At 57.9% G+C, this 22037-nt stretch carries 22 protein-coding genes; 5 read left to right on the top strand and 17 right to left on the bottom strand.

Annotation, left to right across the window (positions count from 1 at the left end):
* Positions 1 to 130: 130 nt before the first annotated feature.
* Both J3U87_RS20325 and purN read left to right on the top strand, forming a co-directional pair.
* The gene (locus tag J3U87_RS20325; protein ID WP_237377610.1) at positions 131 to 1786 is read left to right on the top strand and encodes a sigma-54 interaction domain-containing protein; all 1656 of its coding nucleotides are present in this window, start codon (positions 131 to 133) and stop codon (positions 1784 to 1786) included.
* Between the two features lie 18 nt (positions 1787 to 1804).
* Complete coding sequence (gene purN, locus J3U87_RS20320) at positions 1805 to 2434, top strand: phosphoribosylglycinamide formyltransferase (protein ID WP_237377609.1); 630 nt, start codon at positions 1805 to 1807, stop codon at positions 2432 to 2434.
* A gap of 50 nt (positions 2435 to 2484) precedes the next feature.
* Here the strand turns inward: purN and purM are convergent, their stop codons facing one another.
* On the bottom strand, positions 2485 to 3516 hold the full coding sequence (purM, locus tag J3U87_RS20315; RefSeq protein ID WP_237377608.1) for a phosphoribosylformylglycinamidine cyclo-ligase: 1032 nt from the start codon (positions 3514 to 3516) through the stop codon (positions 2485 to 2487).
* Positions 3517 to 4361: 845 nt separating this feature from the next.
* On the opposite strand from purM, the gene J3U87_RS20310 reads away from it, so the two are divergent.
* Positions 4362 to 4631: an HU family DNA-binding protein gene (locus J3U87_RS20310; protein WP_237377607.1), complete on the top strand. Its 270-nt coding sequence runs from the start codon at positions 4362 to 4364 to the stop codon at positions 4629 to 4631.
* Between the two features lie 200 nt (positions 4632 to 4831).
* On the opposite strand, the gene J3U87_RS20305 is transcribed toward J3U87_RS20310, so the two are convergent.
* The 16 genes from J3U87_RS20305 to J3U87_RS20230 form a co-directional block, all read right to left on the bottom strand.
* The gene (locus J3U87_RS20305; RefSeq protein ID WP_237377606.1) at positions 4832 to 5575 is read right to left on the bottom strand and encodes a TrmH family RNA methyltransferase; all 744 of its coding nucleotides are present in this window, start codon (positions 5573 to 5575) and stop codon (positions 4832 to 4834) included.
* Positions 5572 to 5874 (bottom strand): hypothetical protein, encoded by a 303-nt coding sequence (locus tag J3U87_RS20300; RefSeq protein ID WP_237377605.1) that lies wholly within the window; start codon positions 5872 to 5874, stop codon positions 5572 to 5574. The genes J3U87_RS20305 and J3U87_RS20300 overlap by 4 nt, the downstream gene beginning before the upstream one ends.
* Positions 5875 to 6216: 342 nt before the next feature.
* Positions 6217 to 7350, bottom strand: coding sequence for a dual-specificity RNA methyltransferase RlmN (gene rlmN / locus J3U87_RS20295; protein ID WP_337249537.1), 1134 nt, complete (start codon positions 7348 to 7350; stop codon positions 6217 to 6219).
* The gene (locus J3U87_RS20290; protein ID WP_237377603.1) at positions 7301 to 7663 is read right to left on the bottom strand and encodes a hypothetical protein; all 363 of its coding nucleotides are present in this window, start codon (positions 7661 to 7663) and stop codon (positions 7301 to 7303) included. The genes rlmN and J3U87_RS20290 overlap by 50 nt, the downstream gene beginning before the upstream one ends.
* A 325-nt stretch (positions 7664 to 7988) precedes the next feature.
* On the bottom strand, positions 7989 to 8438 hold the full coding sequence (gene dut / locus J3U87_RS20285; protein WP_237377602.1) for a dUTP diphosphatase: 450 nt from the start codon (positions 8436 to 8438) through the stop codon (positions 7989 to 7991).
* A 56-nt stretch (positions 8439 to 8494) separates the two neighbouring features.
* Positions 8495 to 9772 carry a M16 family metallopeptidase gene (locus J3U87_RS20280; protein WP_237377601.1) on the bottom strand — a complete coding sequence of 426 codons (1278 nt, stop codon included), beginning with the start codon at positions 9770 to 9772 and terminating at the stop codon, positions 8495 to 8497.
* A 143-nt stretch (positions 9773 to 9915) separates the two neighbouring features.
* Complete coding sequence (locus tag J3U87_RS20275; RefSeq protein ID WP_237377600.1) at positions 9916 to 10626, bottom strand: hypothetical protein; 711 nt, start codon at positions 10624 to 10626, stop codon at positions 9916 to 9918.
* A gap of 194 nt (positions 10627 to 10820) precedes the next feature.
* A complete protein-coding gene (locus tag J3U87_RS20270) occupies positions 10821 to 11951 on the bottom strand; it encodes an AI-2E family transporter (protein WP_237377599.1) in 1131 nt (376 codons plus the stop codon).
* A 169-nt stretch (positions 11952 to 12120) separates the two neighbouring features.
* On the bottom strand, positions 12121 to 12582 hold the full coding sequence (locus J3U87_RS20265) for a c-type cytochrome (protein ID WP_237377598.1): 462 nt from the start codon (positions 12580 to 12582) through the stop codon (positions 12121 to 12123).
* A 55-nt stretch (positions 12583 to 12637) separates the two neighbouring features.
* A complete protein-coding gene (locus J3U87_RS20260) occupies positions 12638 to 13204 on the bottom strand; it encodes a cytochrome C oxidase subunit IV family protein (RefSeq protein WP_237377597.1) in 567 nt (188 codons plus the stop codon).
* Entirely contained in the window at positions 13204 to 13836 is a 633-nt protein-coding gene (locus J3U87_RS20255; protein ID WP_237377596.1) for a cytochrome c oxidase subunit 3 family protein, read from the bottom strand. The genes J3U87_RS20260 and J3U87_RS20255 overlap by 1 nt, the downstream gene beginning before the upstream one ends.
* A gap of 18 nt (positions 13837 to 13854) precedes the next feature.
* On the bottom strand, positions 13855 to 15465 hold the full coding sequence (locus tag J3U87_RS20250) for a cytochrome c oxidase subunit I (protein WP_237377595.1): 1611 nt from the start codon (positions 15463 to 15465) through the stop codon (positions 13855 to 13857).
* Positions 15466 to 15480: 15 nt separating this feature from the next.
* On the bottom strand, positions 15481 to 16410 hold the full coding sequence (coxB, locus tag J3U87_RS20245) for a cytochrome c oxidase subunit II (RefSeq protein ID WP_237377594.1): 930 nt from the start codon (positions 16408 to 16410) through the stop codon (positions 15481 to 15483).
* Positions 16407 to 17216: an SCO family protein gene (locus J3U87_RS20240; protein WP_237377593.1), complete on the bottom strand. Its 810-nt coding sequence runs from the start codon at positions 17214 to 17216 to the stop codon at positions 16407 to 16409. Before J3U87_RS20240 ends, coxB begins: the two co-directional genes overlap by 4 nt.
* Positions 17217 to 17407: 191 nt before the next feature.
* A complete protein-coding gene (locus tag J3U87_RS20235; RefSeq protein ID WP_237377592.1) occupies positions 17408 to 18202 on the bottom strand; it encodes an SURF1 family protein in 795 nt (264 codons plus the stop codon).
* A gap of 958 nt (positions 18203 to 19160) precedes the next feature.
* Complete coding sequence (locus J3U87_RS20230) at positions 19161 to 20579, bottom strand: YfcC family protein (RefSeq protein WP_237384519.1); 1419 nt, start codon at positions 20577 to 20579, stop codon at positions 19161 to 19163.
* Positions 20580 to 21150: 571 nt separating this feature from the next.
* On the opposite strand from J3U87_RS20230, the gene J3U87_RS20225 reads away from it, so the two are divergent.
* Both J3U87_RS20225 and J3U87_RS20220 read left to right on the top strand, forming a co-directional pair.
* On the top strand, positions 21151 to 21429 hold the full coding sequence (locus J3U87_RS20225) for a MoaD/ThiS family protein (protein ID WP_237377591.1): 279 nt from the start codon (positions 21151 to 21153) through the stop codon (positions 21427 to 21429).
* Between the two features lie 2 nt (positions 21430 to 21431).
* Positions 21432 to 21980 (top strand): molybdenum cofactor biosynthesis protein MoaE, encoded by a 549-nt coding sequence (locus J3U87_RS20220; RefSeq protein WP_237377590.1) that lies wholly within the window; start codon positions 21432 to 21434, stop codon positions 21978 to 21980.
* The last annotated feature ends 57 nt before the right edge of the window (positions 21981 to 22037 follow it).

Raw genomic sequence — 22037 nt, 5'->3', positions numbered from 1 at the left:
GCGCCGGCTCCCGGGGCGACGCGCGTTGATGGATGGTATCTCACCGATGTTCGGGATGCGTTTGACTTTCACATTTTTGGGGACCCAAATTGATGACTCGATGAGGTGACTCGTTGTGCCGGCGGATGACATGCAATTGTTGAACAGTATCAAGACGCTCGTAGATAGCCTGGTCCTCGTAGACGACCAACTGCTCCCCCCCAGTTTTTCCAAAGAAGTCCTGAATCCGGTGAGCTCCCAACGCCATCGATTGGAAGACATTCAAAACAAACTGGTCTTTCACGACCTGCTCCAGAGGGTAAGTCTCCTGCGCGACCACGCCGAAGACCGCCACTGGTACTTCTGGGACACCATGAGCCAGTGGCTGTGCCGCTTCGCGAACGCCGAACAGGTCCAAGTCTTTCAGGAGAACGGGGAAGGCACCCTGACCAAGGTCCACCCGCTGGAAGCGGAAGAGGACATCCAGGAATACCACCTGCCCGGCCAGTGCCAGGACGGCATTCACATCGGCGAGGATCCCGAATGGCGCCAAAACCTGTGGATTCGCCTCGATCGACCGGCGCGCACGGGCCTCGTGCTGCGCTTTCTGACGCGCCGGCCCGCACCGCTCGTCGATCGCGTCCGGCTACATCTATTGAAAGAAAACGAGCACCTGCTCCGATTGACCCTGGACTGCCGGTTGCCCAACTTGAATCCGGTGCGCGTCGTCGAAATCCTCGGCCAACAGGACACCAAAGACGACAGCGGCGAGCTGTTCGGACGAGACACGGATTTCCTGCGCGCCTTGGAGAGCCTGCGCCAGGCGGCCGTCTCCGAAGCGAGTGTCTACCTCAGCGGAGAGAGCGGCACCGGCAAGGAGCTGTTCGCCCGACATCTACATAAAATGAGCAAGCGCGCCACGGGCCCCTTCATCCCCATCAACTGCTCGGCCATTCCCCACGAACTGATCGAATCGGAGATGTTCGGTCACGAAAAGGGAGCCTTCACGGGCGCCTACTATCGCAAGATCGGCAAAGTGGAGCAGGCCAACGGCGGCACCCTGTTCCTCGACGAAATCGGCGAAATGCCACTGGCCTTTCAGGCCAAGCTGCTGCGTTACCTGCAGGAGAAGAAGTTCAACCGGGTGGGCGGCAACCAGGCCATCGGCTCGGATGCGCGCATCGTGGTCGCCACGCACCGCGACTTGAAACAAATGGTCGCCGAGGGCACTTTCCGCGAAGACCTGTTCTACCGCATTCACGTCATCCCGATCGCCATCCCTCCCCTGCGCAACCGCGGCGGAGACATCCGCCTGCTCAGCGAAAAGTTTTTTGCCAAATACATCAAAAAGAGCCGCGCCAGTCGCCGCAAGGTGGACGAAGCGGTGTTCGAAGCCCTCGAGCGTTACCGTTTCCCCGGCAACGTGCGCGAATTGGACAACATCATCCACCGGACCGTGGTGATGACCCAAAAGCCGGTGATCGGAATCGAGGACCTGCCCGAGGACGTGCTGCAGGCCACCAACAAAAAGGCTTCCAGCGAAGACTTCCGCCACCATCCTTTTGAAAAATTCGATGGTTTTGTCCCGCAAGATCGGGATACGCTTAAGCGGCTCAAGAAAGAGGTGGAGATCGTGTCCATGAGCTACCAGCGCGACCTGGACCGCCGATTCCTGCTCGGGCTGTTGCGCGAGAGCGGCGGGTCGGCCCGCAAGGCCGCGGAGCTCGCCGGCATCAACCGCACGCTTTTCTATAAACTGCTGAAGCGCGCGGGCATCGACATCTCGCTCCTGCACCAAAGTGAATGATCACCACGAGGCGCCAACATGAACGCGACATTGCGACTGGGAGTCCTGATCTCAGGCGGCGGAACTACGTTTCTCAATCTACACGAACACATTCAATCGGGACGCCTGAACGCGGAAATCGCCTGCGTCGTCAGTTCGCGCCGCAAAGTGGCCGGCGTCACCCGGGCCCGGGATCTGGGTTACCCGACCTTCGCGGTGGCGCGCTCGAAATACGAGGACGATGCCGGTTTCAGCGCGGCGATCACGAAAATCCTCAGCGACCACGGTGCCGAGCTTGCGGTCTTGGCCGGCTTTCTCAAGATCTACCTGCCCAGCGGCCCCTTCGCGCAGCGCTGCATCAACATTCATCCGGCGCTGATTCCGGCGTTTTGCGGCAAGGGTTTTTACGGCAATCGCGTCCACCAGGCCGTGTGGGAGCGCTCTTGTAAAATCAGCGGTTGCACCGTCCACCTGGTCAACGAACACTACGACGAGGGCCCGATCATCGTGCAGAAGAGCTGCACCATCCACGACCAGGACAGCCCCGAGGACATTCGCCGCAAGGTCTTCGAGCTCGAGTGCGAAGCCCTGCCGGAAGCGATCACCCTCTTCGCGGAGGATCGAATCCGTTTCGAAGCGGGTCGCTCGATCATCTCGCCTCGAAGCTGAATCCGCCCGCGGCCGGACGCATCGGCATCCGGCCCCGAGCATCGCCGCGATCAACGAAGTTGGACTTTGCCTTCACCCGCGACGATGTCGCCCAAGGCACAGGGCGCCATGCCGGCCTGTTCCAGATCGGCCATCAGGGCTTCCTGCTGGGCTTCGTCGACCACCAGGATCATGCCGATCCCCATGTTGAACACGCGATAGGCTTCCTCGCGCTCCACGCCGCCGCGTTCGACCAGGAACCGGAACAAGGGCGGCACTTCGTAGGCGCCGGTATCGATGCTCGCATCCAGGTCGGCCGGTAGGACGCGGGGCAGGTTGTCGAGGAAACCGCCGCCGGTGATGTGGGCCATGGCCTGAATGCGGTCGACTTCGAGATGCGGCTCCAAAGCCTTGAAGTAGGAGCGGTGCACCGCCAGGAGCGCATCGTCGACGCGCGCCTCGGTTCCGGGCACGAGATCGTCGAGCTTCAGGCCGCACTCTTCGAAAATGATTTTGCGGGCAAGCGAGTAACCGTTGGTGTGTAGGCCGGTGCTGGCCAGGCCGATCAGCTTCTGCCCCTTGCGCACGCGATCGGCACCCAACAGCTTGGCTTTGTCGACCACACCGACGATGAAGCCGGCCACATCGTATTCACCGGCGTTGTAGAAACCCGGCATTTCCGCCATCTCGCCACCCAGGATCGCCAGACCCGATTCGCGGCAGGCGACGGCCATGCCCGCGACCACGTCGGCGACCACGTCCGGACGCAGCTTCCCGGTTGCCACGTAGTCCATGAAAAACAGCGGTCGCGCACCTTGAACCAGAATATCGTCGATGCAGTGGTTGACGAGACACTGCCCGACCGTGTCGTGGCGGTCCGCATCGAAGGCGATTTTCAGTTTGGTGCCCACACCATCGGCCGAAGAAACCAGTACGGGGTATTGCATTTCGGGAAAGCGAATATCCAAAAGACCGCCGAAGCTGCCGATATCCGAGAGCACGCGATCCGTTTGCGTGCTGTTCACATGGCTCTTGATCTGGGCGATGGCGCGATCCTGGGCATCGATGGAGACCCCTGCTTCTTCATATCGCGACGGTTTCATGGACAACTCCTTGTGTTTACATCAAACTGTGTTCGAAAAAATCGCGGAGGCATTCACCGCCCCCGTCGGGCCGCTTCGAGCGGAAGCAAAGGCGCCGAACATCTCGGGGCGAAGGAACACGACCGCAGCATACTAAACTGGAACGCAGGGAAAACGCCACTTTTTCTTGGACGCCGCCCACCCTTTCATTCTACCCAGTGCCCATCCAGAAACGAAAGGATCGCGACCACCAGAATGGGCACGGTATCCGGCCTCAGGCGGCAAGCCCCAGCAAGGCACTTGTTCAAAGGAAATTAGCCGACACCCGATGCCTGGCTGTGGATACCGGTATGGTCGAAAACCGGCCAGTCGGTGGCATCATTTCAAAAAAGCGCGGCTCCGGATGGCCACTACCCAGGCCAGGGCCCGGAAATCGCGGGTTTTCGAAACGAATCCGAGGGACCCAAAGGAGCGCGTGCCGGCTCGGAACCCGGCACCAGATTCAATATACCGCCACTTGAACAATTCCCCGATTCAAATTAACGCGATCAAAAAACCAATCTCCCGCATCGGGGTCGGTCGCGCAAGATCCCCTAAAAACGGGCCCGGAACCCCATGCCAAAAGTTCCACCGATGCCTCACGATTTTCATGAAAAAGCCAAAAGTATGTTATAACTAGACGAATGGCTCCCCTCTTACCATTTTAGGTTGCGAAAATCAGCACTTCGCGAGTGCCGAGGATGCCTGTGTCGGAACAAATCGCGATACACGGTGTTCTTTTCTCGCAAAAAAATGGTAAATGGGATCAACTAATAGAGTTACCAGACGATAAGACCAAAACGAGGTCTTTCCTGGAGGTTTACCGAATGATTAAGATCGACATTGCAGAACGCATTACCGAAAGGGTCGACATACCCAGAGTGGTTGCCCTTAAAGCCGTGGATGTCATCTTGGACGAAATGAAAGATTCACTGGTGCGCGGAGAGCGCATTGAAATTCGTGGATTCGGTGTCTTCCAAAAGAAACTGCGCAAAAAAAGCGTCGGCCGGGATATCCAACGCGCAAAAACCATTGAAATCCCGGAAACCTATACGGTGAAATTCAAACCCGGCATCGAGATGCGGGTTTTGGATTGATTTTCCAGATCGCGCCGCACGAGACATCCAATTCACTGTAAAACCCGGCATACCAGAGATGCCGGGGTTTACGGTCCAGGCGCATGTCCAAGCACGCCCGCGACGATGGCGTCCCTTCCTCGCTCGGGTATCCGTTCACCCATCAACCAGAGCAACGTGAAAACATCCGGGATCCAATCACCACCATTTCGCCGGGTGGTTCAGAGATGCCGCTCGGCGATATGGTACATCAGAATATGCGCCGCGCCGGCCACATTGAGGCTTTCGACGCCGGGCGCGATGGGTATCGCGACGCGTTGGGTGAGGTGCGCCTTCACTTCGGCACGAAGCCCGTGCCCTTCATTGCCCATGGCGAGCACGAGATGCTGCGGCCACGTGACGTCCTTCAAGCCGACCTCGCCGTGACCATCGGCGCCGAACACCGGCATCTCCGCGGACGCCAGGGGACCGGCATCCTCCCACAGGTAGTGTTTCACCCGAAAGACGGTGCCCGCCGAAGCGCGGATGCAGGCGTGGTGAAAGGGAAAGACACAGGGCTTCAACCAAACCACCGCGGAAAAACCGAAGGCCGCCGCCGCACGCACCAGCGCCCCCGCATTGCCGGGCTCCTGAACGGCATCCAGCAATAACACGCGTCCTGGCGCCGGCATCTCGCCTCGATTCAAAGACGGACACCGCACCACCGCCAAGGGGGCATTGCCGGATCGCGTGGGCGAAGCCTGCCGGTACATTTCCGCCCCCAATCGAAATCGGGGGCAGGCAATGTTCAGCGCGTCGGCCTCGATCTCCCAAACGCTTTCGAAGGAGACACCGGCGGCCACCGCCTCACGAATCAGTTTCAGACCTTCCACCACGATCAGGTCGCTGCCGAATCCCGCCTGGGCAAGTTGCTTCAGGTGCTTGTAACGGGGATTGGCGCGACTCTGGATGATCTGAGACTTCAAGACGCTTCCGACTCCTCGGGGAACCAATCGACCAACTGCTTGACGATGGCACGCGCCTGCTTCTTGGAACTGATGTTGAATTTACTCTTGCTCATATAACGGCCGCGCGATTTCTGGTAACGCTGCACGCGGACCTTGGGATCACCCCAACTTCCGTCCGTTTTCTTTTCGCGGTACAAAAACATAATGGTGGACCATGCACCTTTGGAGAGCACGCATTTGTCCAATTGCTCGACGACCAGCTCGCCATCCTGCTCCCATTCACAAGTCAGGTCGTCCAAAGTCATTTCGTTTTCCATCGACATTACCTCCTAATTTCCCCCACAACGAGCGGCACGAGCCGCGAGAGACGGAACGCTGCACGCGCACGAGTCCACGTGGAGACCATACTCCAACCGCCGTATGCCAGGCAATCTCCAGGTAAAATACGATCCCATGAGGCAGGCCAAACACTGGTGACAGTCGATAAATTTAGACGAACTAACATGCCAGAACCCGTGGGTATGCGATTTCTCGCCCTGAAGAATTTTCAAAACAAGCATGAAGCATAAACGATTTTCCATGTCATGGAAAGGCCAACCGCGGACCGGCCGAGCCATTCGCACAAACATCGAACGCCTCCGCCGCGAAGTGCACCCCACTCACCCCGCCGAACCCGCTTTTCGCGACGGCGCGCCGGACTTGAGGCGCAGATCGGCACCTCGTTTGGTGATCGGCGTGGCCAATTGCCCGCAAGCGGCACCGATATCGCGACCTTTCGACCAGCGAACCGTGTTGCGGATCTGCGATCGATTGAGAATGGCCTGAAAGGCCTCGATCACCTGGAGCGAGGGTTGGCGGTAGGACAGTCCCTCGGTCTCGTTGAACGGGATCAAATTGATCTTACAGCGCAGGTTGGCCACCAGCCGCACGAGCCGTTTGGCGTCGGCCGGCGTATCGTTGAGGTCCTTGATCAACACGTATTCCAGCGTCACGCGCTCGCGCGGCGGAATCGGCAACTGCTTGCAGGCATCGATCAGTTCGGCGATGTTCCAACGAAGGTTGACCGGCATGAGTTGGTTGCGCTGCTCGTCCGTGCTGGCGTTCAGCGAGACGGCGATGCGAGGAAGCTTGGGGTACTGCCCCAGCTTCAACAAATTGCGGACATGCCCGGAGGTGGAAACGGTAATGCGCCGGGGCGACAGGCCGAAACCCAAATCATCGGTGAAAAGGTCGATCGCCTTCATCAGGTTGTTGAGGTTCAACAAAGGCTCGCCCATACCCATCATCACGATGTTGAATGGATCCTCGAGCTGCTGGTCGTGCGCGATCGCAAAGGCCTGGCCCACGATTTCACCGGGACTGAGGTTGCGAATGAAGCCCATTTGCGCCGTCATGCAAAAGCTGCAGGCCTGGGCACATCCCACCTGGCTGGACAGGCACATGGTGACGCCCTTGGTCATCGGCATGTAGACGGCCTCCACCTCGCCACCGGCTTCCAAGTGGAACACGTACTTGACGGAACCGTCTTTGGACTGGTGTTTGTGGTAGGTCGCGGGCGGCTCGATCACGAAGGCGTCGGCCAACTTGGCTCGCAACGCCTTGGAGAGATTGGTCATGCCCGCAAAGTCGAGAACGCGCTTGACGTAAATCCAATCGCGAATCTGTTTTTCGCGGTAGGCCGGCTCACCGATGGCCTGCAATCGCTGACGAATTTCTTTTGCCGATTTCCCGAAAAGGTTTTCCTTATTCGACGTCGTCTTCGCCGGTGTCACTTTCGTCGCCGTCACAATCATCTTCTACTTCGTCGATGGCCTCGAACTCATCGACTCTGATTTTCATACTCGCCAAAAAGTCGCGATCGTATTTGTTGAATTGATGGTCTTCCATCTCGTATCGCTCTTCCGGTGTTCCCAGGAAAAGCGTGCCCTCGCCCTCTTCTTCCCTCTTGTCCAGGGCGATGTTGGCTTCCATGATCAGGTAGATGTCGTACCCGTTCCCCTTGATTTTGTCGGTGACCTGCTTGATGTTCTGATCTTTGGTTAACGCATGGTGGAGGGCAACGCTCAAGTCTTTGAGTAGTGTTTTCATTTGATCGTTCAGTTCCATGCGCAACTCCTTGAAAATCGTTCCTAAAAAGGAGGTTTCTGCGGGGGCTCTCACGCGACCATGGTTTTGAACAGCCGGGATGCCTCCAGAGATTCCGGCCGTCGACACGAGACAAGGGTAAACTATTTGCGGGCTCGCGTCCATGATTAATCCGGGAGGTGAAGGGCCCGATAAAGCCTCACACAGGGCTCACATTCGTCTCATATGAAACACGCAAACATCTCATTTCATACAACTTAATCACGCCAAGCCCAATCCGCACAACACCCTAAAAAATGGTCTTTTTCGGGTCAACGAGACCCCTAATCCACTCATCCGGTAACGGTCAGTGGGTACCGGTATGACCGAATCCCCCCGCTCCTCGAGCCGACCCGTCCAAGGTCGGTACGGGCTGCCAGGCGATGCGTGCGACCGGGGCGATCACCAACTGAGCGATCCGCATCCCGCGCGTGAGCTCCAGCGTTTCCTGCCCCAGATTGATCAAGGGCACCTTGATCTCCCCGCGATAATCGGCATCGATGGTGCCGGGACTGTTGATGATACCCAAACCCAGGCGAACGGCGAGGCCGGAACGCGGACGCACCTGACCTTCGTAGCCGACGGGAATGGCGACGCAAATACCGGTGGGCACGGCCATGCGCGCCATCGGTGCCAACAGGATGGGTTCCTCGGCGGCACAGCGCAGGTCCATGCCGGCAGCCCCTTCGGTTTCGTAACTCGGCAAGGGCAGGCCCTCGTGGTGGGGCAGGGCGACGATGGGCAACGTCAGGGTCATTCGATACCTCCCGAATGGGAATCTATGATTGGTGGAACCGATGTTGGCCGGGTCACTCAGGACGAAATGGCGGCGGCCCGTTCCAGGGACCACTCGCGGCCCAATGCCTCGAATTGACCCGTGGCGCCGAGACCCAGGCTGGCATCGGTCAGGAATTCCCCGACGAGTGCGTCGACGTCTTCCCGAGTCACCGCTTCGATCGCGGCGACCGAGCGCGACTCGTCATAGACATGCCCGACGTGGAGCATGTGCCGGGCCAGGGCCGAAGCACGGTTGTAGGTGCTCTCCAGGCTCATCAGGAGCGATCCGATCATCTGTTCCTTGGCGCGATTCAACTCTTCGACCCCGATACCGAACCGCTTCAACGCCAAGATCTCCGCCAGGCACAGGTCCACCACTTCGGCAAAATTTCGGGGGCTGCAGCCGCCGCACATCGAAAAGTAACCGCAATCCGAGTAATTGCTGGTGAACGCCCCGATCGAGTAGGCCAGACCACGCTCTTCCCGAATCTTCTGAAACAGGCGCGAACTCATGCCGCCGCCCAACAAGGTACTGAGCACACCCAGTGCGTGACGGCGCGAATCGGTTTGCGAAAGGCCCGCGAAATTGATGCAAAAGGTGACCTGCTCCAGGCTGTTGTCCGGCAGGAACATCTGGAACGGCTTGGGGACCGGAACGTCCTGGCGCATCGTCCGAGACGAAGGCTCCCCGCCGGGAAAAAGGCGCTGCAACTGATCACAAAGGCGATCGTGATCCAGTAGCCCGGCTGCCGCAACAATCATGTTTTCAGGCAGATAATGGTTTCGGTGAAAATCGGCTACGTCCTCTCGCGAAAAGCCGCAAACCGTTTCCGGGGAACCCAGGATCGGCTGGCCGAGGGGGTGGCCCTCCCAAAAATGGCGTAACGAGCGCTCGAACACCCGATCCTCGGGATCGTCCTCGCCCATCTTGATTTCCTCGAGAATGACGCGCCGTTCCAAATCCAGCTCGTCCGGCTCGAACAGCGGGTTTTGCAGCATGTCGGCCAGCAACTCGAGCGTCGCGTTCAAATGGATACCCCGTACCTTGACGGAGTAACAGGTCTCTTCCTTGGCCGTGTAGGCATCCAAGATGCCGCCGATACCGTCCATGGCCTCGGCGATGCCCCGTGCACTGCGCGTGGGTGTGCCTTTGAACAGCGTGTGTTCGATAAAATGACAGAGACCGTTTTCGGCAGGCGTCTCGTGTCGGGAACCTCTCGCCAACCAGATTCCCAGTGAAACGGTTTGCACGTGATCGACGGCCTGGGTGACCACCGACATCCCGTTTTCCAATTTCGTAAAGCGTCTGACCATAAGAGAACCTGCCTCCTCGCGTGAGGACACATTGTAATCCTCTCACTCGAAGAAACAAGCCCCAAATCCGAACACAGCTTCTGGCGGACCTGAACCAGGGCAAATTTTTAGTCTGGATGACCTGAATTTCGACTCTCTACCGATCAAAACTCTATGGGTGGCTTGCGACGGGTGGGTTTGTTGCTCCTGTTCTTGACGTCGACATTGCCGCGCTTCAGACCCTGACTCTTCTTCGGATCCTTTCGGTTCTTGGCCCTTTCGCTCCGGTTGCTTTTGTCATTTCTATTCTTGTCGCGGACGTTCGGCGTCTTCGCGACCTTCTTACCGGCCTTTTTGGGCGCGGGCTTCGCCGACAGCTTCTTGCTGCCGCCGCGATTCTGCTTGGTGCCGTTGAACATCTCGAGCCTGACCTGTTCGGGGCCGCGCATCAGCGTCGCACTGTTGATGTCGACCTTGGTCAGGGTATAGCCCTTCAACTCGCCGTTGAGGCTCATCATCTTCGTTTTCATTTGGGGACCGCGACGAGCCGGCTTGCGCTTGCTTCTGGGATCGGCGAGCCGCGTTTTCTCGGGCGTGGCGGCAGGCTCGGGATCGGCCATATAGCGAATGATGGCGTAGCGCTTGTCCTTGAAGATCATGGTCCCGTCCAGGAAAAGCTCGACGGGCGCCGTTTCGACGGGGATCACTTCCTCCGGCGGGGCTTCCTCCTCGACCTCCTCGAAAGGAAATGGATCGAATAGATTTCGTTCCACGATTACTTCGATACGATCCTGGGCCCAAAGCGGAAACGCCGATACCGAAAACAGGCAGAAGAGCAGGCAGTGCCTTCGCGAAAGAAAACGAGCATTGGACATGGTGGAGATTCCCGGTGGCCACTCGATGCCAAGCAAGGACATCGAGTTCCGTATTGATCGACTCCTACCATCACCCAGTGCCGGCACCAGACGGTGTCAAGCGGAGCCCGGGAGGGTGGAGTCGTCGATTGGACGCTCGGGAAACCGGAGGAGACGAAAGAAAAGAGCCCCCTCCAAGCGAACGCGAAAAACCCTCAGGCAGGGCTCGGGTCGTCGGGGGAGCTGGCGTGGGCCAGGAACCGTTTGTAATAGGAACTCACCAGGAAAGTCAGCGGCAAGGCGATGATCAGGCCCAAAAAGCCCAGTAGCTTGCCCCAAATCGAAAGGCTGAGCAGCATGATCGCGGGATTCAAGCCGGTTACGTCGCCCATGATCTTGGGCACCAGCACCCCATCCTGAATCAACTGCACCACGGCGAACACGATCAGCACCAGCCCCATCATGACCCAAAAACTTCGTCCCGTCTCGAGCGAATGCACCAGGGCGAAGAAGGCACAGGGTATCAGTCCCAGCGCCTGCAGGTAGGGCACCATGTTCAGGGCGCCGATGAACAACCCCAACAGGATGCCCAGGGGAAGATCGATGATCTGAAATCCGATGGCGAACAAGATCCCGCATATTCCGGCGATCGAGGCTTGGGCGCGAAAGTACTTGCGCATGGCCGAAGCGAAATCCTCGATGACCTCGATCGCCAGGTCCTTGTAGGCCGGCGGCAACAGGTCCTTCCAGCCATCCATGATGGTTTCGTAATCGAGCAGGATGAATATCAGGTATAGCAGCACGATGAACAGGCCGACCACGCCGATCACCACATCCAAGGCACCGGAAAACAAACCCCAGACGCCAGGTATCACGGTGCGCAACGTGTTGATCACCAATTCACCGAATTTATCGGTATTGAAAAAGGCCTGAACCTCTTCCCGTTGGGTCAACTCGACCACGTACTCGGAGATATCCTCCGGCAGGTATTGCTCGACCTTTTCCTTGACCTTGTGGTCGCTGGCCATTTTCGACACCACCTGACCCACGTGCCGAATCTCTTTGACGAGCATGGGAATCATGGTGATGCTGAGCATGGCCAGGGCGATGGCGACGGTGACCAAGCTGGCGATGATCGCCGCGAGCCGATTTCGGATGCGCGCCTTTTTCTGCAGAAAGTTCACCAGCGGTTGAATCAAATAGGCCAAAAGGGCCGCGACCGCAAAGGGTATCAAGACTTCCTGAACGGCGCTGACCAGGAGGAAGATCCCGTATCCGGCCGCCAGGGTCAGGGTGATGCGCACCACGCGATCGAAGGTATACGGCTTGTCATTGAACAACGGCATGACATGAACCTCGGTTTTGAATGCAGGGAAAAACTGAACACAGTATACCCGAAACGGGCTTACCTCTGCTCGGCGCAAATCCCACACCCCGAGGGACATTCACTTTTTTCGAGACCCACATGTGCGCAAACCGCGAAAAAGGACGGAGAACCGTCGCACAGGCTGCAGGCTATTGCCTTGCGGGCGTTTCCGAACCGGTCTCATGGGTCTCGGGATCGACCGGCACGTCGTTCGACGCGGGTTGGGGCCGGTAGCGCGCCAAAAAGGCGACCATATTTTCGATCTCGTCCGGTTTCAGGCTCAAATCGGGCATCAGGGTACCCACCTTGACCGCCGGCGGATTCCACAGCCACATGCGCAGATAGGCGGGATCCATGTAGGCTTCGGCCATGGCCTGTTCGAACGTGGGTGCATCGGAGAGCTGGTTACCCACATCTTCGATCACGTGGCAACCGAGGCAGAGTTGGCGCGCCCGCACGCGGCCCAACTCGGCGTCACCGGTGAGCTGGTCCCAATCGTTGGTCATCCGTGCGAAGGATTCGGGCGCGGGATGGTGGGCCGGATTGGCCTGGCCGCACGAAAAAAGGACCGCCGTCAACAACAGCAGTCCTCCGGTGAACGGGGAAGGCAATCGGGTGCCCTCCCCTTTTCGGTTCGACAAATGCGCGAACATCGCGGCCGCCACGCTACTCGTGGCCACCGTCGTTCTGGCCGTGGTCGTCGCCGTCGGCCGGTTGCCCGTCATCTTGCTTGGTTTCGTCGCCCTGGCCGGCTTCCTCACCATGGGCGCCGTCACCCTTGTGGGCCGGCGCACCGTGATCGGCTTCCTCACCATGGGTTTCGGTACCCTGCGCTGTGGGCTCCACCTGACCCGGCGTCGTTCCGTGTCCATCGCCATGGTGTTGCTCCGTGACACTGGCCGCCCGGTATTTGAACAGGTCCCAATCGCGGTTGCCGTAGTCGATGAACAGGGCCGCGAGCAGGGTCGCCAACAGGATGATGGGGTACCAGATGAAGGCCCAGGTGACCTTGTCTTCGTACTTGCCGTGCATGAAGAAGGTGATGACCAGAGAAGCTTTGACGGTAGCGATAGCGACCGCCAGGAGGTCGTTACCCAAGGCGCCCAGATCGAGCTGGGCCGCGGCGACCGTCACCGCAGTGAGAACGACCAACGCCAAGATCACGCCGTGGTATACCTTCTTGCTCTGGATGTGGCCCATGTGGCCTTCTTCGTGGTGATCGTGATGTGCCATCAGTGGTTACCTCCCAGCAAGTAGAGTAACGGGAACAGGAAGATCCAGATGATGTCGACCAAGTGCCAGTACAGACCACCCACTTCGACGCCGGCGTGGCTGCTGCCCTCGTCGGTGTAGCGTCCCTTTTTCGCGCGCACGATCAACAGGCCGATGAAATACATCCCGATCAGTACGTGAATCAGGTGAAGCCCGGTGGTCATGAAGTAGACCCCGAAGAACAGATCGGTGCCGGGCAGGAACCCGTGCTCGATCTTGCCTTTCCACTCGATATATTTGATGACGAGAAACAGGCAGGCTCCACCGAAAGTAGCAACTAAAAACCAGAAAAGCGGTTTCTTTTGCTTGCGCTGGGCGGCATCCACCGCCAAAGCCATCGTGTAGGAGCTCCCCAGCAGAACAATGGTGTTGATTCCACCGTAGACAACGTCCAATTCGGCAGAACCCTTGGCGAAGACCTCGGGCCAGGTGTATTTGAAGATGAAATAAGCCGCGAACAGGCCGCCGAAGAACAGAACTTCGGTAGCGAGGAAGATCCACATGCCCAGCTTGAAGAACTCGTAGGCGCGGACCGGCGGCTCTTTGTGGAAGTTGAAAAAAGTCCCATCGGGCGCTTTACTGTGATCAAACATGTAATTAATCCCCCGTCCTTATGCCTGTTTGCTGCCGTAGCCGTAGGTCCAGTCGGTTACGGTCGGCACTTCGTCGAAGTTGGTCAACGGCGGTGGTGACGGCGTCTGCCACTCGAGCGACAGCGAGTTGTAGGGGTTCGCGGCGGCGCGCTTGCCCTTGTAGACCGCCCAGATCAGGTTGCCGAAGATCAGGAAGTAGGCCAAACCGTTGACCATCGAGCCCACGGAAGACAGGAAGTGCATGTCGTGGAACTCGCCCAGGTAGTCGGCGTAACGGCGGGGCATGCCCTGATAACCCATCACGAACTGGGGGATGAAGGTGGCGTTGAAGCCGACGAACAGAGTCCAGAAACCGACCTTGGCGATGGTTTCGTTGTACATGCGGCCGTACATCTTGGGCCACCAGAAGTGGAGACCGCCGACCAGCGCGACCACGGTACCGCCCTGCATGGTGTAGTGGAAGTGGGCGACGACGAAGTAGGTGTCGTGCAGGTGGACGTCGGTGGCCAGGGTGGCCAGGGGCAGGCCGGTCAGGCCGGCGATGGTGAACAGGAAGATGAAGCCGCAGGCGTACAGCATCGGCGAGTCGAGCAGCACCGAACCCTTGTACAGCGTGCCGATCCAGTTGAACACCTTGATCGCCGTGGGGATCGCGACCGCGAAGGTCAGCAGCGAGAAGATCCAGCGGGACCACTCGGACATGCCGGATACGAACAGGTGGTGACCCCAGACGAAGAAACTCACCAGGGCGATGGCCAGCGAAGAATAGGCGATGGCGCGATAACCGAAGATCGGCTTCTTGGCGAAGACGGGCAGGATCTCGGCCACGACACCCATGGCCGGCAGGATCATGATGTACACGACCGGGTGGGAGTAGAACCAGAACATGTTTTCGAAGAGGATCGGGTCACCGCCCAGGCCGGCGTCGAAGAAGCCGATGCCCAGCATACGCTCCATGATGAGCAGACCCAGGGTGATGGCGACGACCGGCGTGGCCAGGACCTGGATCAGCGAAGACGAGTAGAGCGACCACACGAACAGCGGCATGCGGTGCCAGGTCATGCCGGGCGCGCGCATCTTGTGAATCGTGACGATGAAGTTCATGCCGGTCAGGATCGAGGCGAAACCGAGGATGAAGGCACCCAGGGTCACCGGGATCACGCCCGTGGACGAATCGATCGAATAGGGCGTGTAGAAGGTCCAACCCGTGTCCAGCCAAGCGGATCCCGGAGGTCCGATCAGGGAGAACACGACGACCGCGGCGCCGAGCAGGTACACCCAGAAACTGAGTATGTTGAGTCGTGGAAAGGCAACGTCCTTGGCGCCGATCATCAGGGGCAGCAGGAAGTTACCGAGCGTCGCGGGGATCCCGGGCACGATGAAGAGAAACACCATCATGGTGCCGTGAAGGGTGAACAGCACGTTGTAGCCGTGGTGGTCTACGAACTGGGTCTTGGGGTAGAACAGCTCCGCCCGAACGCCGAGGGCGCACAAACCCGCAAGCAAGAAGAAAAACAGGATGGCATACAGGTACATGAGACCGATGCGCTTGTGGTCAACGGTCCAGAACCAGGCGTAAAACCCCTTTGGTTCCAGGTAGGGGCGATATTCAGTATTCTCGTGGGACATTTCCGTGCGCCTCCCTTATTCCGAGGAAATGGTTTTCAAGTAGGTGATGATATTGGAAATATCTTCGTTGGTGAGCTGTCCGTCGAAAGAGGGCATCTGCCCTTTCGGATAACCCGCGACGATTTGGCGATCGGGATACTTGATTGAATCCATGATGTAGTTGTCATCAACCGTCACACGTTCGCCGCCCTCGAGAATTTCCTCACGACCCATCAGGTCCAACACGGAGGGTCCAACCAGTTTGGTTCCGTCGATGGAGTGGCAGCCCTTACAGCCGCGCTCCACGAACAGTGCTTCGCCCGCCTCGACGGGCGTCAATTGTTTTTCACCGGGCATCAAGCCCGTGTTTACCCAGTGTTCCCAGGTGTCGGGGTCCAACACGTGGACCTTGCCCAACATGTGGGAGTGATCCTTGCCGCAGTACTCGGTGCAAAAAATGTTGTAGACACCGGCGTGTTCCGCCTGAAACCAGACATTGGTGTACATGGACGGAACCACGTCTTCCTTGACGCGAAACTCGGGTACGAAAAAGCTGTGAATCACGTCGTTGGAGATCATGTTCAACTTGACGGGTACGCCTTGCGGCACGAACAGATCGCCACCTTTGATGGCCCCGTGATCGTACTTGAACGACCAAGACCATTTCTGCGCGGTGACGCTGATTTCGTAAGCGTCTTCCGGCGGGGTGCGCAAGTCTTTCCAGACATTTGCGCCGACATAGAAAATAATGAAAACGAGGATGATGGGAATGACGGTCCAAACGACTTCCAGCATGTGGCTGCCTTTGATGTCGGATACCTCGTCATCCGGTCCCTTGCGCCGGTAGCGCAACATGAAGTACACAAGCACCGCGTTACAGGCGATGAACCAGAACGCCATCATCAAAAAGATGAAGATCTGGACCAAATCCACCCTAGCGGCAACTTCGGTAGCATCTGAAATCACGTGCCTGCCTCCGTTCTGTTAAAAAGCTCACTTCTCCAAAGAAAAAATCCCGCCACCAACATGACCAGCAGGGTCAACACCCCGCCGGCGCGCAACATATTCATGGCGTCTTTCACGTATTTGCCCGCCTTGGGGTCGTACTTGAAGCAATAAATCAAGACCTTGTCGATCGTGCTGCCCACCTTTCCCTCAGCGGCCTCCACCAAACCCAGCCGAACGTCTTTGGCCGGGTAGGTGACCCCGTACACATACCGGGTGATCACGCCTTTCGGGGACAGCAGAACAATCACACTAGTGTGACTGTACTGGTCGTCGACCTTCTTGTAGCGGAATCCGATCTGATTCATCAGATTTTCCACCGCCGGCGCCTCTCCGGTGAGAAAGTGCCAGTTTTCGGCGGAAGTGGTCGGATTTTTGGTCGATTGGTAGTAGTTGGCCGCCTTGCTCGCAGCCAGTTCCGGTGTGTTCTCGGGATCGAAGCTGACGTTGATGACGCGGTAATCTTCGCCCAGCTCCAACGGCAAATCGTCGATTAGGTCGCGCACACCGTTGAGCACCAAGGTGCACAACTGGGGGCACGAATAATAGACCGGTGCCAGAACCACGGGCTTGCCATCCCCGAAATATTCCGACAACCGTACCTGTTTGCCATGTTGATCCGTCAGCGTCAGCGATAGATTGACATGTTCTCCCAACTGCTCGTCGACCCCGACATCCTCGATGAGGGGTTTGGTGTCGAGCTGAGCCGTCGCCGGTTCAGACCAGACCAAACACGCGAGTAGGGCAAACACGAAAAAAAGGCGCATGTAGACATATTCCTGTGGGGACAGTAGGGATGGATCGCTGAAGCCTACCGAGAAATGTTCGTTGGGATATGTGAAAGACAGTATCCTACCAACCGGCCCCATATTTTATGTGAAAGCAGAAGCCCTTTCAAGGCAATTCTTTGCCTTCAAGGCGGCGATATTTGCGCCCTAACCCCATTCAATAGAGTTATTTATGAAAAGGTTTCAGATTCCTGGCTCGCCTTTTCTCTGACGGGCACGCGGCGAAATTGAATCAAAACGCCCAAAAACAGCCCGAAACAGCCGAAACTCAACCACTGCAGGGTGTAGTTCAAATGGCGCGACGGCGGCAGGACATCGTGTGCGAGCGGAACGGGATAGACGCCCTCCCCCCGCTCTTCCGAAGCCTCCAGAAAGATCGGCAGGACCTCGTAGGGAAGCTGGGTGGCCATCTTGTCCACTTCCAAGCGCAGCCAGCGCTCCTTCCATTCACCCTCCAACGGGGCCTTGGTGGAGGGCGCCAAGAAGAAGGCCTTGTCCTGGGCAGGACGAACCAGCGCGGTCAGGGTCTGGCGCCCCTGCGGCCGGTAGCGGGCGTGTTCGGTATCGGTGGCGTACCACTCGTAGGGAACGAAACCGCGATCCACCAGGATCCAGGCTTGGCCTTCCGGTGTTTCGCCCTCCTGGATCTGAAGCGGTGTCACGACCTTGACACCGGCCTGGTCGCGGTGCGATCGATTGATCAGCACCATTTCGCGTTCGTAGTCGAAGGTGCCGCTGACGCGCACGGTGGCGTGGTGCAGCGAGGCCCAGTCGCCGTCGGCATCGCTGAGCCGCAACGGGCCGCGAGCCTCTTGGCGGGCCAGTTCGGCGAGGTAGGCCTTCTTGCCGTGGTAGCGCGTCCACTGCCAATAACTCATCGACCCGCACAGCATCGCCGCCAGAAGTGCGAGCACCGTGGTTTCCAGCGAAAAGGAGAACTCCCGTCCTCGGAAATAACCGATCAACAGCCTACCTCAGATTTCATTCGATGTCGGGATCGCGATCGACGGAGCGCCTGGGCGCCTTGCGTCGGCATCATCATACCCGAGTTGTGCTTGGAAATCTCGAGACACCCGATCTCGAGACTCTTTCACCTAAACTGAGCGATTCTTGGCAGCGCTATCGCACAATCTGTTGGGCTGCAACGTCTCGTGGCGATGCTCGACGTACTTTCCAAGTACGCCTCTGCTCGCCCCAACCCGTTTCGCTCCAACATCTTGCACGATAACATCCACCCGAATCGCACACTTTAGGTTTCACTGTCTCGGGTGAAGACCGGGAAGTGCAAGCACTTCTCCCTGGTCCAACCCGAGATTCGGAGCGGCGTGCGGTGCGCCGTCGCGATATTTCGTGCGGTCAAAAGAGCCGCCCCTCCGTGGAGAGGCGACCCGGGGTGCCGCACGACACCCATTGATCAACGAGAAGTCGAGGTGACCTCATCGCGTTTGCCGTTGACAGCCGATGAAGGCTGTTGCCCGGAGAGCTCCTCGGATGGATCGACCGGCTTGACCTTGGTCTGATTCGAGAGCTCCACGCGCTTGAGAGCTTGAATTCGTCTTCTTCTCCGCAAGCTAACCAATGGAATATCCTCCGTACCATGTCTCTAAAAATGGATTTGCCATGACTTCTCAATCAAGAGAACGTGGATCTATATCCAGCAAAAAAATGAATGCAATGAAAAGGTGTCCAATCGGACATCTTGGAAAAACATCTCATACCAAGTGAGAAATGGAAGGGACATCGATGATCGATATATGGATGTCCATAAACGATTCGTTGGGTTTTGTCGGCAATCTTTGCAGCATGGAGTCGAGCCGCTCTCCCAAAGATGCCTGAACTCGTTCCGCTCGGGGATTGGTTTTCGTTTTTCGGTTTTTCGGATTGAAGATGTTTGGTTGGAGGCTCTTGCTCTATTCTATAGGTTCAACTGAAGCCGATGACCACCGCAAGCACCAAAAATGCGGCGGAAGTACCCAAGAAAATGAGAAAGAGCGGGATCATGAAGCGCAGCCAGCGCTCGAACGGGATGTGCGCCAGGCTGAGCATGGACATCAAGATTCCCGAGGTCGGGATGATCAGGTTGGAAAACCCGTCGCCGCACTGGAAGGCGAATACCGCGGTTTGGCGACTGATCTCCAGCACATCGGCCAGCGGCGCCATGAGCGGCATGGTGACCGCGGCCTGACCGGACCCGGAGGGAATCAGGAAATTGAGAAGCGTTTGAAACAGAAGCATGCCCTGGACGGCCACGTACTTGGGAAGACCCGAGAGGCCGCTGGAGGCGTAGTGGATGACGGTATCCATGATCTGCGAATTGGTGAGCACGATCTCGATGCCCCGTGCGAAGCCCACGACCAGGGCCGCGACGACCATCTCTTCCATGCCCTTGACGAAGGCCCGTGCGGCCTCGTTGGCGGAAAGTCCGGCGACCGCCGCGGCGACGAGACCCATCAGGAAAAAACCACCACCCATTTGAGCGAAATCCCAGTGGTAATGAATGACCCCGGCCAGAATACCAACGAAGAGCAGGATACAGGCGAGAATGATGACACTGTGCCGCGCCGTGAAGGCAACAGTCTGGATCTCGGCAATTTCTGCATCGATGCCGTGCACCAACGACGCTTGGGGGTCCCGTTTCACTCGTGCGCCGTAGCGCAGCAGGTAAATGACCGTGATCGACATGATCACCGCATAAAAAATGAGCCGGAACCACCAACCGCTGTACAGCTTTACTTCGGCGATCCCTTGAGCGATGACCACCGTGAAGGGGTTGGTGGTGGCCGCGGCAAAACCGACCTGAGCCGAAAGAATGACGACCGCCATACCGAAAACCCGGTCGTAACCCAGTTTTTCGGCAATCAACACAAAAATGGGTACCAGCGGAATGAACTCTTCGCCCATGCCCATGGTCGACCCACCAATCGACAATAACACCATGACCAAAACGGTCAAAAATGGGCCGCGTTCGCCAAATCGATCGATAATGGCTTGGATGGCGGCAGTGATAACCCCGATCCGTTGCAAAATGCCGAAGACTCCACCGATGACGAAGATGAAGAATATGATGCCAGAGGCTTTTTCCATGCCACGCGGAACGGCACTCAAAAACCCATGAACACTCGTCGGTTGGGCCTTTCCATCGACTTTCTTGTCCAAGAAGATCCCGTCCAGACTGTAGTGTTTGGGGATCTCTTGGTAAGAACCCGGCACGACGACGTTGCGTGTAGTTCCCTTTATCTCTACCTGCTCACGCTCATAGCTGCCTGAAGGAATCACATAGGTAAACAGGGAGCAAACCAAAATCACGCCAAGGATCAGAGCGAAAACATGAGGGACCTGCATTCTCGAAAGAAAGGAAAACATCGAAAAGGCCTCGTGGGAGAAGAGGTTGAGAAGCGGGATTTAGGCGATGGTGCGCGATAGGCTTGAACCAATAAGCAAATCGCTCTTGTGCCCGAAGAAACTCTTCCATCGAGTAGATTCTTCGGCTTACCAAATAAGCGCCCATTATAGCGGAGGGGTAGGGCCATTCCAATGACAGAATCCCCACAAACGGACGTTTCGCTCAAAGAAATTCTGAAACCAAAACAAAGCAAAGCGCTTACAGGCTTTCCCGAGCCACATCCCCCAACTCCTTCTCTCAGAGGGACTTAGTCGTGACGACCGAAACTCGTCTCACTCACACATTTTTCACCCTTCCCCCACCCGGTTCCGCGACGACCCGGCGACCGAGCCCGAGGACCGGGAACGACGCCGAACCTTTTCCAAACCGGCGCCGAGATCACAACCCGAAACATGGCAATCGGTTACCATAGATTCCACACCAAACGTCGCGTTCTAGCACGCTTCGGGTACAATGGGGGCATCGACCCGGACCGCGACCACCGCGGTTTCGGATGCCAAGGAGTTTGCCATGTCGGACTCAGCTCCCGCGGTACGTCGCGCTCTCGATTACCGCGTCCACCTGTTCGCGGTGTTGCGCGAGAAAACCGGGACGGACATTTGGACCTGCTCGAGTGAAACACCGTTGTCCGGCAGCCAACTGCTGGGCCGCTTCTTCGAAGCCCACCCGGCCCTTTCGGCCATGCGTTCGGTGACGCGGTTGGCCGTCAACCAGGCCTTCTGTCTCGAAGATCCGCAACTCGATCCCAACGACGAGATCGCGCTCATTCCGCCGGTATCGGGAGGTTGATCGTGAGCCAATCCCCATCGACCGACACCAGCGCCAACGGCACGTCCACCGAAAGGAAAGGTCTCGAATGCGAGGTCGCCGTGATTCGCGCGCCCATCGACATCGAGGCGCTCAACCGCGGTGCCGTTCATCCCGCATGCGGCGCCGTGCTCACCTTCTCGGGAACGGTCCGCAACCACCACCTCGGCCGGCCGGTGGTTCGCTTGGCCTACGAGGCCTACGAGGGCATGGCCGAGGCGGAAATGCGACGAGTCGCCGCCGGCGTGGCCGAGAAGTGGCCGGACGTACGGCGCGTTCAGGTGGTCCACCGCTTCGGTGAAATGGACGTGGGCGCCTCATCTATATATATAACCGTCAGTGCACCACACCGTCCCGAGGGCTTCGAGGCCTTGCGCTACGTGATCGACCGCATCAAGCGCGACGTGCCGATCTGGAAAAAAGAGTTCTATCGCGACGGGGAGAGCGAATGGCTGCACCCGGAAGAAGGCTGCTGCCGGAACCACCTGCATCTGGAGGATTCCGAAGCGTCGTCCGCCCCGCCGAAAAACTGAACCGCGGGGAGATCCCGAACGGAGGCCCATCGGAGTCACATCCGGCGGAACTTGCCG

The organism is Sulfidibacter corallicola (genome assembly GCF_017498545.1).
Classification (GTDB): domain Bacteria; phylum Acidobacteriota; class Holophagae; order Acanthopleuribacterales; family Acanthopleuribacteraceae; genus Sulfidibacter; species Sulfidibacter corallicola.
Note: the sequence above shows the minus strand (reverse complement) of the source record. Positions and strands in the feature narration are given on the sequence as shown.

Excerpts from the sequence above, each read along its gene's own strand:
- J3U87_RS20325 (WP_237377610.1), top strand. The coding sequence starts at position 131 with ATGCAATTGTTGAACAGTATCAAGACGCTCGTAGATAGCCTGGTCCTC.
- purN (WP_237377609.1), top strand. The coding sequence starts at position 1,805 with ATGAACGCGACATTGCGACTGGGAGTCCTGATCTCAGGCGGCGGAACT.
- purM (WP_237377608.1), bottom strand. The coding sequence starts at position 3,516 with ATGAAACCGTCGCGATATGAAGAAGCAGGGGTCTCCATCGATGCCCAG.
- J3U87_RS20310 (WP_237377607.1), top strand. The coding sequence starts at position 4,362 with ATGATTAAGATCGACATTGCAGAACGCATTACCGAAAGGGTCGACATA.
- J3U87_RS20300 (WP_237377605.1), bottom strand. The coding sequence starts at position 5,874 with ATGGAAAACGAAATGACTTTGGACGACCTGACTTGTGAATGGGAGCAG.
- rlmN (WP_337249537.1), bottom strand. The coding sequence starts at position 7,350 with ATGATTGTGACGGCGACGAAAGTGACACCGGCGAAGACGACGTCGAAT.
- J3U87_RS20290 (WP_237377603.1), bottom strand. The coding sequence starts at position 7,663 with ATGGAACTGAACGATCAAATGAAAACACTACTCAAAGACTTGAGCGTT.
- dut (WP_237377602.1), bottom strand. The coding sequence starts at position 8,438 with ATGACCCTGACGTTGCCCATCGTCGCCCTGCCCCACCACGAGGGCCTG.
- J3U87_RS20280 (WP_237377601.1), bottom strand. The coding sequence starts at position 9,772 with ATGGTCAGACGCTTTACGAAATTGGAAAACGGGATGTCGGTGGTCACC.
- J3U87_RS20275 (WP_237377600.1), bottom strand. The coding sequence starts at position 10,626 with ATGTCCAATGCTCGTTTTCTTTCGCGAAGGCACTGCCTGCTCTTCTGC.
- J3U87_RS20270 (WP_237377599.1), bottom strand. The coding sequence starts at position 11,951 with ATGCCGTTGTTCAATGACAAGCCGTATACCTTCGATCGCGTGGTGCGC.
- J3U87_RS20260 (WP_237377597.1), bottom strand. The coding sequence starts at position 13,204 with ATGGCACATCACGATCACCACGAAGAAGGCCACATGGGCCACATCCAG.
- J3U87_RS20255 (WP_237377596.1), bottom strand. The coding sequence starts at position 13,836 with ATGTTTGATCACAGTAAAGCGCCCGATGGGACTTTTTTCAACTTCCAC.
- J3U87_RS20250 (WP_237377595.1), bottom strand. The coding sequence starts at position 15,465 with ATGTCCCACGAGAATACTGAATATCGCCCCTACCTGGAACCAAAGGGG.
- J3U87_RS20240 (WP_237377593.1), bottom strand. The coding sequence starts at position 17,216 with ATGCGCCTTTTTTTCGTGTTTGCCCTACTCGCGTGTTTGGTCTGGTCT.
- J3U87_RS20230 (WP_237384519.1), bottom strand. The coding sequence starts at position 20,579 with ATGCAGGTCCCTCATGTTTTCGCTCTGATCCTTGGCGTGATTTTGGTT.
- J3U87_RS20225 (WP_237377591.1), top strand. The coding sequence starts at position 21,151 with ATGTCGGACTCAGCTCCCGCGGTACGTCGCGCTCTCGATTACCGCGTC.